Here is a 15,485-nt window from a genome sequence, read left to right as displayed (position 1 = left end):
ACCAGCCCGACATGAACGCGATCGTCGGCAGCCACGACCTGCTCCTGGTCACCCTCGACACGCTGCGGTACGACGTGGCCGTCGAGCTGGCGGCCGAGGGGCGCCTCCCGAACCTGGCCCGGCACCTGCCAGGCGGCGGCTGGGAGCGCAGGCACGCGCCCGGGAGCTTCACGTACGCCTCGCACCAGGCGATCTTCGCCGGGTTCCTGCCGACCCCGGCCGCCCCGGGACCGCACCCCAGGCTCTTCGCGGCGCGGTTCGCGGGGAGCGAGACGACCGCCGGCGGAACGTTCGTGCACGACACCCCCGACCTGGTGTCCGCGCTCGCGGCCGAGGGCTACCGGACGGTCTGCGTCGGCGGGGTGGGCTTCTTCAACAAGCAGCCGCCGCTGGGCGCGGTGCTGCCCGGCCTCTTCCAGGAGAGCCACTGGGAGCCGTCCTTCGGCGTCGCCTCGCCGACCTCGTTCGAGTCCCAGGTCACGCGCGCCGAGGAGGTCGTCGCCGGGCTCCCCCGCGAGCGCCGGCTCTTCCTCTTCGTCAACGTGTCCGCGCTGCACCAGCCCAACTGGTTCCACCTGCCGGGCGCGACCCGCGAGGCCGGCGACTCCCGGGCCACGCACGCGGCGGCCCTGGAGTACGTCGACCGGCACATCGGCCGGCTCTTCGCCGCGATGAGCAGCCGCCGGGCCTGTTTCACCATCGTCTGCTCGGACCACGGCACGGCGTACGGGGAGGACGGCCACACCGGGCACCGGCTCGGCCACGAGGTCGTGTGGACCGTGCCGTACGCCCAGTTCGTCCTGCCCGGACCCGACCGGGAGGCCGCCGCGTGAGCACCCCCACCCCCCGCCCGTACCGGAGCTACGTCTACGCCTACCCGCACAAGACGGCGTACCGCCCGCTTCCCGGGCGCCCGGAGCTGGCCGCGCTCTGGGCCGACGAGCCGAAGGAGGCGCTGTCGCTGTACGCGCACATCCCCTTCTGCGAGGTCCGCTGCGGATTCTGCAACCTCTTCACCCGTGTCGGCGCCCCTGACGAGCTGACGACCCGTTACCTCGACGCGCTCGACCGGCAGGCCACCACTGTGCGCGAGGCCCTCGGGGACCGTGATCCGGTGCGGTTCGCCACGGCGGCCTTCGGCGGCGGCACACCCACCTTCCTCACCGCCGCCGAGCTCGAGCGGCTCTGCGACATCGCCGAGAAGCGGATGGGGGTGGACCTGCGGGCGGTGCCGCTGTCCGTCGAGACCTCGCCCGCGACCGCGACCGCCGACCGGCTCGCCCTGCTCGCCGACCGGGGCGCGACCCGGCTGAGCATCGGGGTGCAGAGCTTCGTGGAGGCCGAGGCGCGGGCGGCCGTCCGGCCACAGCGCCGGACCGACGTGGAGGCGGCGCTCGGCCGGATCCGGGACACGGGCGTCCCCGTGCTCAACATCGACCTGATCTACGGGATCGACGGGCAGACCGAGCGGTCCTGGCGTGTCTCCCTGGACGCGGCCCTCGCCTGGCGGCCCGAGGAGCTGTACCTCTATCCGCTGTACGTGCGCCCGCTCACCGGCCTCGGCCGGATCAAGGATCCCGCCGCCGCCGACCGCGCCTGGGACGAGCAGCGGCTCCTCCTCTACCGCTACGGCCGGGACCACCTCCTCGCGCACGGCTACGAGCAGGTGTCGATGCGGATGTTCCGCCGTACGGACGCCGGTCCCGCCGGCCCGGACGACTACGCCTGCCAGACGGACGGCATGATCGGCCTGGGCTGCGGCGCCCGCTCCTACACCTCCGCCCTGCACTACTCCTTCGACTACGCCGTCGACATGCGCGAGGTCCGCTCGATCATCGACGTGTACACGGAGACGGAGGACTTCTCCCGCGCCGAGCACGGCTACGGGATGACGGGGTCCGAGGCCCGGCGCCGTCACCTCCTCCAGTCGCTGCTCCAGGCGGAGGGCATGCCCGTCGCCGGGTACGAGGAGCGGTTCGGCTCCTCCCCCTTCACCGACTTCGGCCCGGACCTCGCCCGGTTCGAGGAGTACGGCTGGCTGGACGCCGACGCCCCGCCGGGGCTGCTGCGCCTGTCGCCGGAGGGCCTCGCGCACTCCGACGGGCTCGGGCCCGAGCTCTTCTCCCCCGCCGTACGGGCCGCGATGGCCGCGTACGAGGCGAAGTAGCGGGGGCCGGCGTGGACCTGACCCCACCCCCCGGCGTGGACCTGACCCCACCCCCCGGCAGGGACCTGCCACCGCCTCCGGGCGCGGGCCCGACCCCGCCCTCGGCGATGGACCTGACCCTGCTCTACCGGGGCCCGCTCTCGTCCTGCGACTTCGACTGCCCGTACTGCCCGTTCGCCAAGCGGCGGGACACCCCGGAGCTGCTGCGGGCGGACCGGGCGGCGCTCGAACGGTTCACCGGGTGGGCGGCCGGGCAGACCGGTGACCGGCTGCGGATCCTCTTCACCCCGTGGGGCGAGGGCCTGGTGCGCTCCTGGTACCGGCGGGCGCTGGTCGGGCTGTCCCGGCTGCCGCACGTGGAGCGGGTGGCGATCCAGACCAATCTGAGCTGCCGCACCGGGTGGCTGGCGGAGGCGGACCCGGAGAGCGTGGCGCTCTGGTGCACGTACCACCCCGGGCAGACCCCGTACGAGCGCTTCCTCGGCAAGTGCGGTGAGCTCGCGGAGCGGGGCGTCCGGTTCAGCGTCGGCGTGGTCGGTCTGCCCGAGCACGCCGGGGACGCCCGCCGGCTGCGTGCGGCGCTGCCGTCGCACGTCTACCTGTGGGTGAACGCGGCGGAGGGGCGCGCGTACACCGACGCGGAGGCGGCGGAGTGGACGCGGATCGACCCGCTCTTCCCCTACAGCCGGCGTCCGCACCGCTCGGCGGGACTGCCCTGCCGCACCGGCGAGTCGGTGGTGTCGGTGGACGGCGAGGGGACGGTGCGGCGCTGCCACTTCGTCAGGGCCGAGCTGGGGAACCTGTACGACGGCTCGTACCGCACCGCCCTGCGTCCCCGCGCCTGCCCCCTCGCCGTCTGCGACTGCCACATCGGCTACGTCCATCTGGAGACGCTGCCGCTGTACGACGTGTTCGCCGGCGGGGTCCTGGAGCGGATCCCCGCCGCCGTTCCCCCGCCGGCTCCGGTCTAGGGCCTGTCTGACCATTCCCGTCGGATCAGGCTGGGGCGTTCGGTGCGTGCGATCGGCGTGCGGCCGGGGCGCCCTCGAATGGGGTCTCCCCCGCTCGAGCGAAGCCGAGAGCTTGGGGAAGGAGCTACTTGGGCGTTTCGGCCGTGCGGCGAGCGTGCGTGCCGGGCGGTCCGGACCCGACGGGAATGGTCAGACAGGCCCTAGAGGGGCATGAGGTCGGGGCGCTTCGCCTCGACGTGGTCGCCGGAGCTCTCGCCCCTGAGCCGGCGGCCGATCCAGGGGACCAGGTACTCCTTGGCCCAGTGGATGTCGTCCTTGCGGACCTCCAGGGCGCCCCGGGGCTGCTGCGGGGGCCACGCCTGGTCCGGGTCGGCCGGCACCGGCAGGCCGAGGACCTGGGCGGCGCGCAGGGCGACCCGGGTGTGGCCGTCGGGCGAGAGGTGCAGCCGGTCGTCGTCCCAGGCGCGCCGGTCCTGGACGGACTTCAGCGACCACAGGTCGAGGACCGGGCAGCCGTAGCGGTCGGCGATCGCGCGGACGTGTCCGTTGTACGTGGCGATCTTGCCGCGCAGGTGCTTGAGGAGGATCACCTCGCGGGTGTCGAAGCCGGTGGTCACCATGACGGTGCCGACGGCGGAGGTCAGTTCGGCGACGGCGCGCTCGAAGCGCTCGGCGACGTCGTCGGGGTCCGTGCCGGGGCGGATGATGTCGTTCCCGCCGGCGCAGAAGGTCACCAGGTCGGGGGCGAGTTCCTTCGCCCGGGGGACCTGTTCCGCCACGATCTGGTCGAGGAGGCGCCCGCGTACGGCCAGGTTGGCGTAGCGGAAGGTGTCGTGCTCCGGCAGCTGGTCGGCGAGCAGTACCGCGAAGCGGTCCGCCCAGCCGACGTACGTCCCGTCGGGCCCGGGGTCTCCGACGCCCTCGGTGAAGCTGTCACCGATCGCCGCGTACGACCCGAATGCGTTCTTGTCTGTTGATCTCGAATCGTCTGCCACGGGAGCACATACTTCCCCTTCGGATGTGACCTACGCGACCGTAAGGAGGGGTTGACGCCGGGTGACATATGCCACCGATAAAGATTCTGCCAAGCCGGAATACGGCGACGGCCCGGCACAGGGGTGCCGGGCCGTCGGAGGGTGCGCGCGTCAGACGGAGACGCCGTGCTGGCGCAGGTAGGCCAGCGGGTCGACGTCGGAGCCGTAGTTCGGCGAGGTCCGGATCTCGAAGTGCAGGTGCGGGCCGGTGGAGTTGCCGGTCGAGCCGGAGAGGCCGATCTGCTGGCCGCCGGTGACGGTCTGGCCGGACGAGACGGAGAGGGAGGAGAGGTGGGCGTACTGCGAGTAGTTGCCGTCGGCGTGCTGGATGACGACCTCGTTGCCGTAGGCGCCGCTCCAGCCGGCGGAGACGACCGTGCCGGCGCCGACGGCGCGGACGGTGGTGCCGGAGGAGGCGATGAAGTCGACACCGGTGTGGTAGCCGGAGGACCACATGGAGCCGGAGGCGTGGTACGGGGTGGAGAAGCCGCCGCCGGCGACGGGCGTGACCCAGCCGGAGGCGGAGGACTGCGACGACTGGGAGGTGGAGGTCTCCGAGGTGGAGGTCTCCGAGGTGGCGGCGGCCGGGGCCGAGGCGCGCTGGTCGCCACGGGAGGCGCGCTGGGTGTCGCCGTTCTTCTCCGAGTCCTGCGAGCTCTGGGTGGTCTCGGGAGCGGCGGCCTTGGGCGCGGCGCTCTTCGGGGCGGCGGGCGCGGTGCCCTTGGCGCCGAGGGTGAGCTTCATGCCGGGCAGGATCAGCGAGGGGTCGTCGCCGACGACCCGGCGGTTGTCCGCGTACAGCCTCTGCCAGCCGCCCGCCAGGTGGTGGTCGGCGGCGATCTTCGACAGGTAGTCGCCCGGGACGACGGAGTACGTCTTCGGCGCGGCCTTGGCGGCGGCGGGGGCGGCCTGGAGGGCGGCGGGCGCCTTGACCTGGGCCGCGGCGGTGGCGACCTGGGCAGGGACGGCGGCCGGAGCGGCGTGGGCCCCGGTCGCTCCGAGGAGCGGGAGGGCGACGACGGCGCCACCGGTGCCGGCGACGGCGAATCCACGCGTGATCGGGTTGGTCCTGGGACGGCGGTGCTTACCCTTCGCGGGCATGGCGAATTCCTCTCCGGCGCCTGCGAGGTGAGCTGTCGGGTTCGGACTGGAGATGCCCGGCCGCGTTCTCACGCGGCTTCACCCCAAGCCGTCCTGCGTCCGCGGGACCGGCGTACTTACCTGGGTCCCCCGCTCCTGCCACACATGGGTGAGTGAATTCCGGACGGTGGCAGGATTCGGCGGTCCGACCGGATTGACGGTGACGCTAGACGAGGGGGTGGGCGCGGACAAGCCACTGTTTTCCGACGACATTCCACGGGGTGCCGTCCGGCTCGAATTCCGGTCACCCTGCGTGGATGACGGACCCTCGATTTCCTTTTTGCGCACGGCAATTGCTCCGGGCCTTCGGCCACGATCCGTCACTTTTATGACGCTGCTCACGCGGCGCGGCTCATCTCGCCTGCAACCAGGGCGCGTTATGGCCTAACGCCCTAAAACGGACAGATCGCTCATTACCGTCCGAGGGGGTGCGCCGTCACCGCCCCGCCTGGATGATTGGCCCAGGAACCGATCTCGCGTCGGGCACCCGAACGACGACACCCAGGAGCATCCGTGACGCAGCAGCTTCCGCAGGTACCGCCCACCGAAGCGAACGAGCCCGAGCTGGCCGGGGTCCGCAACTTCCGGGACGTGGGCGGCCTGCCGACGACGGACGGGCGCGCCGTGCGCGCCGGCCGCCTGTTCCGCAGCGGCCACCTCGCCCACGCGACCGAGAGCGACGCCGCCTTCCTCGCCACGCTGGGACTGCACACCGTCTTCGACTTCCGCAACGAGGCCGACCGGAAGGTCGAGGGCGCGGACGTCGAGCTGCCGGGCGTACGGAACGTGAACATACCGCTCAACGACCCGGCGGACGGCAAGGAGTTCTGGAAGCTGGTGCGCGACGGCGAGATCGCGCAGCTGCGGGAGATCCTCGGCGAGGGCAAGGCCGCCGACCGGATGTCCGAGTCGTACCGGAAAATGGTGATACAGCGGACGCCCGAGCACAGCCGGATCCTGCACTCGATGGCGGAGGAGAGCGTTCCCGCCCTGATGCACTGCGCGGCCGGCAAGGACCGCGCCGGCCTCTCCATCGCGATCACCCTGCTCGCCGTGGGGGTCGAGCGGGAGGCGATCGAGGCGGACTACGTGAAGTCGAACGATCCGCACCGCCGCTACAAGGTGCGCCGCAGCTCCACCGCCCCCGACGCGATGTCGCCCGAGGTGATGGAGCTGCTGAGCCCGCTGTTCGACGCGCGGGTGGAGTACCTGCGGGCCGCGTTCGAGACGATCGAGGCGACCTGGGGCACGGTGGACGCCTATCTCGCGGAGGGCCTGAAGCTGGCTCCGGAGACCCGCGAGCGGCTGCGGGAGCGGCTGCTCACGGAGGGGTGACCCCGGCCGCGCCTCCTACTGGTTCTGCCCGCCCAGCATGAAGAGCAGGTAGAGGAACCCGGCGAAGAGGTGGCCGGCGATCAGGTAGGCGAAGAGGCGGAGCACGAGGCCCTTGGGGAACTTGCCCTCTCCGCGCTCCTCGCCGGTGACCGGTGCGGACTTCTCGGACATGTCGGTCCTTTCCAGGGGAAGGGTCACACGGGATCAGCGCAGGTGCGGGGTTCCGTCGCCGAGGCACAGCTCGGCGACGGGACTCTGCATCAGCGTGTGGACGAAGAGCAGCTCGGCACCGCCGGTGGTGGCGGCGCCGATCCGGTGCGGGGTCAGCGAGTCGAAGTGCGCGCTGTCCCCGGGATCGAGGACGTGGACCGTCTCGCCGAGCGCGAGCCGCACCCGGCCCTCCAGGACGTGGATCCACTCCTCGCCGGGGTGGACCCGCACGATGTCGGCCCGGGTGGCGTACGGCACGTGGACCCGCAGGCACTGGAGGGCGCGTCCGGCGCCGCCCGCCTGGCGGTAGGTCCAGCCGCCGGCCTCGACGGGCTCGGAGCGGTCGGCCCGGACGACGGGGTCGCGCTCGGGAGGGGCCTCGCCCAGGAGCTCGGAGACCGTCGTACCGTAGATACGGGCGAGGGCGAGCAGCATCGGCAGCGAGGGCTGCCGGTTCCCCGTCTCCAGGCGTGAGAGGTGGGCGGGCGAGAGACCGGCGCGCTGGGCCGCGACCTCCAGGGTGAGCCCCCGGCGGCGACGCAGGGCCCGCAGCTGCGGGGCGACGTCGGGCAGGACGTCGGAGGCGGTGGGGTCCGGGGAGGTCTCCCCGGGGACGTGGTCCATGGGTCCATTCCGCCAGGAACGTGCCTCTGAGGCAAGTTTCTTGCCCCAGAGGCAAAATCCGGGCGATCGGTGCCGGTCAGCGCTGGGCGACCGCCTGCTTGACCAGCGTCTTCCCGAAGTCCCACATGAGCCCGCCACCGCCGTGCGCCTCGTCCATGACCGCCGTGAAGGCGGTGACGAACCGGTCCACGTCGGCCTCGTCGATGATCAGCGGCGGGATCAGCTTGATCACCTCCAGGTGGTCTCCGGACACCTGGGTGAGGATCCGGTGCCGCTGGAGCAGCGGGACGACGACCATCTGGGCGAAGAGGCCCTTGCGGGCCGTCTGGAGCATCGTCCAGCGGCCGCGCAGCCCGAGGGAGGACGGCCGGCCGAACTCGATCCCGATCATCAGACCGCGCCCGCGGATCTCGTGCAGCAGCTCGTACCGGGGCACGAGCTCCTTCAGCCGGCCGGACAGCAGGTCGCCGACGCGGCGGGCGTGGGCGACCGTGCCCTCGCGCTCCATGACCGACAGGACGGCGAGCCCGGCCGCCATGGCCTGCGCGTTCGACCCGAAGCTCGCCGAGTGGACCAGGACCCGGTCCATCGACGAGTACACCTTCTTGAAGATCCAGTCCTTGCCGAGGGTGGCCCCGACCGGCACGTAGCCGCCGGAGAGGGCCTTGGCGACGCAGACCAGGTCCGGTTCGACGCCCTCCTCGTGCTGGTACGCGTAGAAGTCGCCGGTCCTGCCGAGGCCGGTCTGCACCTCGTCCGCGATGAGCAGGGCCCCGTGGCGGTGCAGCAGCTCCTGCGCGGACCGCAGGAAGCCCGGCGGCGGCTCGTGGACGCCCTTGCCCTGGATGGGCTCGACGACGAAGGCGGCCACGTCGCCCCGGCGCAGCTCCCGCTCCAGGGCGTCGAGGTCGCCGAGGGCGATCGCGGTGTCCGGCAGGAGCGGGTCGAAGCCCTCGCGGAAGCCCCGCTCGCCGTTGACCGAGAGGGAGCCGGTGGTGAGCCCGTGGAAGGCGTGGGAGCAGTAGAGGACCCTGGGCCGCCCGGTGGCGTACCGGGCGAACTTCAGGGCGGTCTCCACGGCCTCCGTGCCGCTGTTGCCGAAGAAGACCCGGTCGAGGTGCGGGCTGTGCGCGAGCAGCCGCTCGGCGAGCAGTCCGGGGAGCGGCTGGCAGTCGAAGCGGGTGAGGTCGGCGAGCTGGGCGTCCAGGACGTCGTGGAGGGCCTTGCGGACGACGGGGTGGTGCCGTCCGAGGCCCATCACGCCGAAGCCGGCGAGCATGTCGAGGTGGTCGACGCCGTCGGCGTCCCAGAAGTGGGCGCCCTCGGCCCGCTCGTAGACCTTGTCGAAGCCGATGGTGTGCAGCATGCGCGGCAGCTGGTGGTTGAGGTACTTGGCGTGCAGCTCGTAGCGCTCGCCGCCGCGCTCGTCGAGCAGCGCCCGGAGGTCGAACTCCCCGCTCATGCCGGCCGCCTCACCCGTTGTTCCCGGAGACCGTCTCCCTGACCGCGCGCAGGGACTCCTTGAGGGAGCCCATGGTGGCGAGGACGGCGGTGGGCTCGTAGCCGCAGTGCGCCATGCAGTTGGCGCAGCGCGGGTCCCTGCCCCGGCCGTACTTGTCCCAGTCGGTCTCCTCGACGAGTTCGCGGTACGTGGGGACGTAGCCGTCGCTCATCAGATAGCAGGGGCGCTGCCAGCCGAAGAGGGAGTAGTTGGGAATGGCCCAGGCGGTGCAGGGGAAGTCGGCCTTTCCTTCCAGGAAGTCCAGGAAGAGCGGCGAGTGGTTGAGCCGCCAGCGGCGGCGGTTGCCTCCGGCGAAGGCCTTCTTGAAGAGTTCTCTGGTCTGCTCGACGCCGAGGAAGTGCTCCTGGTCGGGGGCCTTCTCGTAGGCATAGGCGGGCGAGATCATCATTTCGTCGACCTGGAGGTCGTCGTTGAGGAAATTGAGCACCTCGATGACGGTCTGCGGAGTGTCGGTGTTGAAGAAGGTCGAATTGGTGGTGACCCGGAATCCGCGCCGCTTGGCCTCCTTGATCGCGGCCACCGCCTCGTCGAAAACGCCTTCCTTGGCGACGGATTCGTCGTGCCGTTCGCGCAGGCCGTCGATGTGCACGGCGAAGGCGAAGTACGGGGAGGGGGTGAAGTTCTCCAGCTTCTTGCGCAGCAGCAGCGCGTTGGTGCACAGGAAGACGTACTTGCGCCGGGCCACCAGCTGGCGCACGATCTCGTGGATCTGGGGGTGCATCAGCGGCTCGCCGCCGGCGATGGACACCATCGGCGCACCGGACTCGAGGACCGCGCCGACCGCCTGGGCGACCGGCATGCGCTGTTTGAGGACACCCGCCGGGTGCTGGATCTTCCCGCAGCCCTCGCACTTGAGGTTGCAGGCGTAGAGCGGCTCCAGCTCGACGATCAGCGGGAACTTGTCCCGCTTGCGGAGCTTCTGTTCGAAGAGGTAGGTCCCGACCCTGATGGACTGACGGAGCGGCATGGCCATAACTCGTTCACCTCCTGGGGAGCAGCAAAGAACGGTGCCATTCGAAGAACGCGGGAAGGACGGCACGAAGGACGCGGAAGGCTGATATTCCCCCGCGTACCGTGCCGATCCGGACCAGTTCATGTTCCGGAGCGTCCACGACCACCCGGACGGCCGCAACCGGGCGGGCGTCCGGCCCGTCGCCGAAGGCGCCGGTGGTCCGGGCGGTGCGGAGCGTGGTGGCGGACTCCATGTCGACGGCGATCGCGCCGCCGGCCCGCAGCGCGGTCCGCTCGGGGCCGCGCACCACGTGGTCGGAGCCGGTCAGCGGCCCGGTGTGCACGGCCCGCCCGGGCACCGCCCTGGCGAGGGCCTTCACCAGCAGGTCGGTGCCGGTGCAGGGCGTGGCGCCGTCGGGCCCCCGGGTCTCGTCGGCGACGATCAGGTCGCCCGGGTGCATGCCGGGAGCCAGTCCGGCGCAGAACCCGGAGGCGATGACGGCGGCGTCCCGCCACCGCTCCTCGCCGAGGGTCCGGGCCACGGCCCGGCGCGCCCGGTCCGGGCCCATGCCGGTGCGCAGTACGGTCACCCGGCCGGGGGCGCCGCCGAGGTCCCCGCTGCGCAGGGCGAACTGCTCGATGCCGAGCGCGCAGGCGATCAGCAGCGGCGGGGCGCCGCCGGAGCCCGGTTCGCGGCCCATCAGCGCTCCTTGCGGGGCGCGGGCTCGCCGTTCACGTACCGCCCGAGCGCGGTGAGCGGGAACACCTGCCGGTACAGGTGGTAGTTGATGGAGAAGTCCCAGGGGAAGCCGGTGCCGGTGAAGTACGGCTCGTCCCAGGAGCCGTCCTCGCGCTGGGTCCCGGTCAGCCAGGCGACGCCGCGGCGGACGGGTTCGGAGTCGCGCTCGCCCGCGGCGAGGAGGGCGATCAGGGCCCAGGCGGTCTGGGAGGCGGTGGAGGGGCCGCGCCCGACCCATTCCTCCTCCTTGTACGAGCGGAGGTCCTCGCCCCAGCCGCCGTCGTCGTTCTGCGTGGACCCGAGCCACTCGACGGCCCGGCGGACCGCCGGGTGGGAGAGGGGGAGGCCGGCGGCGGCGAGGGCGGGGAGGACCGAGCCCGTGCCGTACACGTGGTTGACCCCCCAGCGGCCGAACCAGGCGCCGTTGGGCTCCTGCGCGGCGAGCAGCCACTCGATCCCGCGACGCGTGCGGGGGTGGTCGACGAGGCCCTCGTAGGCGAGCATCTCCACCACGTGGGCGGTGACGTCGGCGGAGGGCGGGTCGATCACCTCGCCGAAGTCGCAGAAGGGCAGCTTGTTGGGGAAGGGGCTGGTGTTGTCGGCGTCGAAGGCGCCCCAGCCGCCGTCCCGCGACTGCATGCCGAGCGTCCAGCGCGTGCCCCGGGCGACGGCCGCCTCGACCCGCTCGGGGTCGGGGTGCGCCACCCGGCGCAGCGCGAGCACCACTTCGGCGGTGTCGTCGATGTCGGGGTAGTTGTCGTTGTGGAACTCGAACGCCCAGCCGCCCGGCGGCAGTCCGGGGCGGCGCACCGCCCAGTCCCCCGGTCTGGTGATCTCCTCGTCGAGCATCCAGTCGACGGCCTTCACGAGCGCCGGGTGGTCGGGGCCGAGTCCCGCGTCGGCGAGCGCGATGGTGGCGAGGCAGGTGTCCCAGACGGGTGACTGGCAGGCCTCGACCATGCGGGAGCCGTCCTCCCGCCGGACGGCGAACCGGTCGAGCGACTCCAGGCCGGCCCGCATGACCGGGTGCCCGAGGTCGTAGCCGAGGAGGTGGAGGGCGATGATCGAGTACACGGCGGGGGGCTGGATGCCGCCCCAGCAGCCGTCGTTCTCCTGCCGCTCCACGATCCAGCGCGCGGCGACCTTCATCGCCGTCCCGCGCAGCGCGCGCGGCGCGATCCGGTGGTAGACGTGCAGCGCCTTGTCGAGCCGCTGGAAGAGCCCGTCCCAGCCCGTCGCGGGGGCCAGGGGCCGCGGCGGGTTCGGCCGGGCGGGGTCGGTGTGCAGCTCGTCGAGCGGGAAGGGCGCCGGACGGACCGGGCGCTTGGCGGAGACGACGGTGAGCGGCACGATCGTCTGCCGGGCCCAGCAGCCGAAGTCGTAGATGTTGAGCGGGAACCACTTCGGCAGGAAGAGCAGCTCGGGAGGCAGCTCGGGAAGGTCCTCCCAGCGCCACCAGCCGAAGAGGGCCAGCCAGATCCGGGTGAAGACCCGGGCGGCGGCGATCCCTCCCCGGGTGCGGACCCAGGCGGCGGCCCGGGCCATGTGCGGGGCCTCGGGCGGGTCTCCGGCGAGGCGGAGCGCCACATAGGCCTCGACGGTGGCGGAGAGCTCCCCCGGGCCGCCGTAGAAGGTCGCCCAGGCGCCGTCCTCGCCCTGTTGGCGGCGGATGTGCAGGGCCGCCGCCCGGGTGGTCTCGGCGTCCAGGATGCCCAGGAACTGGCGGAGGAGGAGGTCCTCGGCGTCCATGGTGACGTTGGTCTCCAGGTCGCCCTTCCACCAGCCCGCCGGATCCTGGCGGGCGAGCAGGTGCTCGGCGGCCCGTTCCGCGGCCCGCGCGGCGGTCTCGTCGAGGTCCGGCGCCGGGGCGTCGGTGTCGTGCGTCGTGCTGGCCGCGGCCGCCCGGGGGCCCACGGCCCCGGCGCTTCCGTCGGTCGTCGCTGTCATGGCTTCCCCTTTGCGCAGTCGGATTCTTCTGCTTCTGCGGGTCTGCCGTCGGCCGGCGCCGGAGGGCACCGGCCGGCGACCGCGAACTCATATCAGGGTGATGGTGATCATCTCTTCCGTACGACCACGAAGTCGGCCAGGGCGGTGAGCTGCGCCCGCACCGGGGCGGGCATGTCCACCTCGTTCAGCGCCCGGATCGCGACGGCGTGCTGGCGGCGGGCCTCCTGGGAGGTCCACTCGCGTCCCCCGGCCTCCTCGATGAGGGCCGCCCGGAAGGCGAACTCCTCCTCGGAGAAGCTGTCGAAGTCGTTGGACTTGGCGTCGGCGGCGAGCAGCTCGCCGAGCCGCTCCGAAGCCTCGCCGCCGGCGGCGAGGGCCGCGACCACGGGGAGGGACTTCTTGCGCTGGCGCAGGTCGCTCCAGGTCTGCTTGCCGGTGGCCTCCGGGTCGCCCCAGATGCCGAGGAGGTCGTCGACGGCCTGGAAGGCGAGGCCGAGGTGGTAGCCGTACTCCTCCAGCTTGTCCGCGGTGCGCTCGTCGGCGCCGCCGAGTACGGCGCCGATGGAGACGGCGCAGGCGAGGAGGGCGCCCGTCTTGTTGCCCTCCATCTCCAGGCACTCCTCGACGGTGACCCGCTCGCGGTGCTCGTACGAGATGTCCTGGGCCTGCCCGTCGATGAGCTTGCGGCTGGCCGTGGTGAGCCGGCGGGTGGCCCGCCCGGCCTCGACGGTGCCGAGTTCGAGCAGGATCTCGTTGGCGAGGGCGAAGAGCGCGTCGCCGACGAGGATGGCCTGCGCGGGCCCGTGCACCTTCCAGACGGTGTCGCGGTGGCGGCGCTGCTCGTCGCCGTCCATCAGGTCGTCGTGGAGCAGCGAGAAGTTGTGGACGAGTTCCACGGCGACGGCGCCGGGGATCCCGATCTCGGGCGCGGCGCCCGCGGCCTCGGCCGACAGCAGGGCGAGCGCGGGGCGGATGGCCTTGCCGCCGTCGCCGTCGGCGGGGTTGCCGTGGGCGTCGATCCAGCCGAAGTGGTAGGCGGCCACGGTGTCCATGGGCGACGCGAGGCGGTCGACGGCCGCCCGCAGTACAGGGGTGGACAGGGTCCGCCCCCGCTCCAGCAGTGCGGACACGTCCGCGGTGTCGACGGCCGGATTACCCGGCGGCACAGTCGGCACGGTCTCTCCTCTTGTTCCGGTACTCACACTCATGCCGCCTCCTGCAGCGGATGGTCATGGCGGCGGCCGAAGGCGGAGAGCGCGGCGCCCGCGGCGCTGAATCCGCTGCGGACGGCACCCTCCATGGTCGCGGGCCAGCCGGTGGCGGTCCAGGCCCCGGCCAGGTAGAGGCCGGGCGCCCCGGTGCGGGCGCCGGGGCGCAGCCGCCCGACGCCCGGGGTGGGGGCGAACGTGGCCGTCCGCTCCCTGGTGACGAAGAAGTCGCGGATCCCCGCGCCGCGGGCGGCGGGCAGCAGCCGCTCCAGCTCGGGGAGGTACTTCTCGCGCAGGGCGGCGACGGGCTCGTCGATCTCGTCCTGTGCGGCGGACTGGGAGATGGCGAGGTACTGGCCGCCGCCGGTGAGTCCGGAGGAGTCGGTGCGGTCGAAGACCCACTGCACCGGGGAGCCGAGGGTGGTGAAGAAGGGCCGCTTCAGCACCTTGCGGTCGTAGACGACGTGCAGGTTGAGGATGGGCGCGGTGGCGATGTCGAGGAGCCGGTCGGGGTCGTCGAGGGCTCCGTCGGGCAGCAGGCCGTGGGTCTCCTGCTGCGGCACGGCGAGGACGACCGCGTCCGCCGTGATCGTCTCGCCGGGTACGTCGACGGCCCAACGCCCGTCGCCCGTACGGGAGATCCGCTCGGCCTTGGTGCGGAGCGCGGTGCGGACGCCGGCGGCGTCGAGCTCCTTCGCGGCCCGGGTGTCGTGGAGTTCGCCGAGCGGGACGTGGGCCCAGCCGATGTCGGCGGCGCCGGGCTCGGAGAGGAGGCCGGTCTTGAAGACCATCGCGGCCAGCCCCATGGAGGCCTGCGGGGCCGGGGCGTTGAGGGTGGGGATGCCGACGAGGTCCCACAGCGCCTCGACGGCCCGCGGGGACTGTCCGTGCCGGCCGAGCCAGGTGGCGAAGTCGATGCCGTCCAGCGCCGGGTCGGCGGGGTCCAGCTTCTTCAGGGCGAGCGCGGCCCGTCCGACGGAGGCCCGCTCCGCGAGGGACAGGTGGGGGTACGTGGCCAGGCTGCGGGCGAGGTGCAGCGGTACGGGGAGGCTGTCGCGGCGGATCCTGCCGAGCCGTGGCCCGCGGGGGTGGCCGACGTCGAGGACGGGCACGTCGAGCCGGTCCTGGAGGGGCGCGAGCCGGGCCCCGTCGATCCGGTCGAGGAACCAGCGGTAGGCGGTGCAGCAGCGCAGGTAGACGTGCTGGCCGTTGTCGACGGTGAGCTCGCCCCGGCGGAAGGAGAAGGCGAGGCCGCCGAGCCGGGGGCGGCCTTCGAGCAGGGTGACGCGGACGCCCGCGTCGGCGAGCTGGAGCGCCGCGGTGATCCCGGCGAGTCCGCCGCCGACGACCACGGCGTGGCGTCGCCGGTCGCCGCCCGCGCCGGTCCGCGGGTCGCCGGGGTGGCCGGCGCGGGTGGCGCGGGGGGCCGGCTCGGTGCCCGCGGCCGGCGCGTCGGTCTCCGGCAGGGCGTTCCGCTCGGTTCCGTCGGTCGTCACAGGGCCTCCGTTCGGGTCGTCACGGGCGGGATCGGCGCGGACGGGTGCGTCCCGGGCGCGGCCGTGGCGGGTGCGGCCGCCCCCGGCAGGGACGCCGGGGAGGCGTCGGAGGTTGCCCGGCGGGCGGAGGTGTTCGGGCCC

Annotated in this window: 14 protein-coding genes and 1 riboswitch; of the genes, 4 read left to right on the top strand and 10 right to left on the bottom strand. The window is 72.9% G+C overall.

Annotated elements, in window-relative coordinates; all coding sequences use genetic code 11:
* Nucleotides 1–11: 11 nt before the first annotated feature.
* From AC067A_RS29935 to AC067A_RS29925, 3 genes are all read left to right on the top strand, one after another.
* Nucleotides 12–833, top strand: coding sequence for an STM4013/SEN3800 family hydrolase (locus AC067A_RS29935; RefSeq protein ID WP_479245932.1), 822 nt, complete (start codon nt 12–14; stop codon nt 831–833).
* Nucleotides 830–2,167: an STM4012 family radical SAM protein gene (locus AC067A_RS29930; protein WP_479245704.1), complete on the top strand. Its 1,338-nt coding sequence runs from the start codon at nt 830–832 to the stop codon at nt 2,165–2,167. Before AC067A_RS29935 ends, AC067A_RS29930 begins: the two co-directional genes overlap by 4 nt.
* Nucleotides 2,168–2,274: 107 nt before the next feature.
* Entirely contained in the window at nt 2,275–3,138 is an 864-nt protein-coding gene (locus AC067A_RS29925; RefSeq protein WP_479245929.1) for an STM4011 family radical SAM protein, read from the top strand.
* Nucleotides 3,139–3,338: 200 nt separating this feature from the next.
* Here the strand turns inward: AC067A_RS29925 and AC067A_RS29920 are convergent, their stop codons facing one another.
* Both AC067A_RS29920 and AC067A_RS29915 read right to left on the bottom strand, forming a co-directional pair.
* Nucleotides 3,339–4,133: an SGNH/GDSL hydrolase family protein gene (locus tag AC067A_RS29920; RefSeq protein ID WP_479245703.1), complete on the bottom strand. Its 795-nt coding sequence runs from the start codon at nt 4,131–4,133 to the stop codon at nt 3,339–3,341.
* 150 nt (nt 4,134–4,283) lie between these two features.
* Nucleotides 4,284–5,273, bottom strand: a complete 990-nt coding sequence (locus AC067A_RS29915; RefSeq protein ID WP_479245701.1) for a LysM peptidoglycan-binding domain-containing M23 family metallopeptidase — start codon at nt 5,271–5,273, stop codon at nt 4,284–4,286.
* Nucleotides 5,274–5,275: 2 nt separating this feature from the next.
* A riboswitch (cyclic di-AMP (ydaO/yuaA leader) is annotated at nt 5,276–5,434 on the bottom strand.
* 391 nt (nt 5,435–5,825) lie between these two features.
* Between AC067A_RS29915 and AC067A_RS29910 the strand changes: the two genes are divergently transcribed.
* Entirely contained in the window at nt 5,826–6,647 is an 822-nt protein-coding gene (locus AC067A_RS29910; protein WP_479245700.1) for a tyrosine-protein phosphatase, read from the top strand.
* Between the two features lie 15 nt (nt 6,648–6,662).
* On the opposite strand, the gene AC067A_RS29905 is transcribed toward AC067A_RS29910, so the two are convergent.
* From AC067A_RS29905 to hpnE, 8 genes are all read right to left on the bottom strand, one after another.
* Nucleotides 6,663–6,818 carry a DUF6126 family protein gene (locus AC067A_RS29905; RefSeq protein WP_167534180.1) on the bottom strand — a complete coding sequence of 52 codons (156 nt, stop codon included), beginning with the start codon at nt 6,816–6,818 and terminating at the stop codon, nt 6,663–6,665.
* A 33-nt stretch (nt 6,819–6,851) separates the two neighbouring features.
* Nucleotides 6,852–7,481, bottom strand: a complete 630-nt coding sequence (locus AC067A_RS29900; RefSeq protein WP_479245698.1) for a helix-turn-helix domain-containing protein — start codon at nt 7,479–7,481, stop codon at nt 6,852–6,854.
* A gap of 76 nt (nt 7,482–7,557) precedes the next feature.
* Nucleotides 7,558–8,943 carry an aspartate aminotransferase family protein gene (locus AC067A_RS29895; protein WP_479245696.1) on the bottom strand — a complete coding sequence of 462 codons (1,386 nt, stop codon included), beginning with the start codon at nt 8,941–8,943 and terminating at the stop codon, nt 7,558–7,560.
* Between the two features lie 10 nt (nt 8,944–8,953).
* Nucleotides 8,954–9,976 (bottom strand): adenosyl-hopene transferase HpnH, encoded by a 1,023-nt coding sequence (gene hpnH / locus AC067A_RS29890; RefSeq protein ID WP_479245694.1) that lies wholly within the window; start codon nt 9,974–9,976, stop codon nt 8,954–8,956.
* 7 nt (nt 9,977–9,983) lie between these two features.
* Entirely contained in the window at nt 9,984–10,655 is a 672-nt protein-coding gene (locus tag AC067A_RS29885) for a phosphorylase family protein (RefSeq protein ID WP_479245692.1), read from the bottom strand.
* Nucleotides 10,655–12,640 carry a squalene--hopene cyclase gene (gene shc, locus AC067A_RS29880; protein WP_479245690.1) on the bottom strand — a complete coding sequence of 662 codons (1,986 nt, stop codon included), beginning with the start codon at nt 12,638–12,640 and terminating at the stop codon, nt 10,655–10,657. Before shc ends, AC067A_RS29885 begins: the two co-directional genes overlap by 1 nt.
* A gap of 107 nt (nt 12,641–12,747) precedes the next feature.
* The gene (locus AC067A_RS29875; protein WP_479245688.1) at nt 12,748–13,848 is read right to left on the bottom strand and encodes a polyprenyl synthetase family protein; all 1,101 of its coding nucleotides are present in this window, start codon (nt 13,846–13,848) and stop codon (nt 12,748–12,750) included.
* Entirely contained in the window at nt 13,845–15,200 is a 1,356-nt protein-coding gene (gene hpnE / locus AC067A_RS29870; protein WP_479245927.1) for a hydroxysqualene dehydroxylase HpnE, read from the bottom strand. The genes AC067A_RS29875 and hpnE overlap by 4 nt, the downstream gene beginning before the upstream one ends.
* Between the last annotated feature and the right edge of the window lie 285 nt (nt 15,201–15,485).

Source organism: Streptomyces sp. NPDC043176 (genome assembly GCF_056436715.1).
The sequence above is the reverse complement of the archived record's forward strand: the minus strand, read 5'-3'. Positions and strand labels throughout refer to the sequence as shown.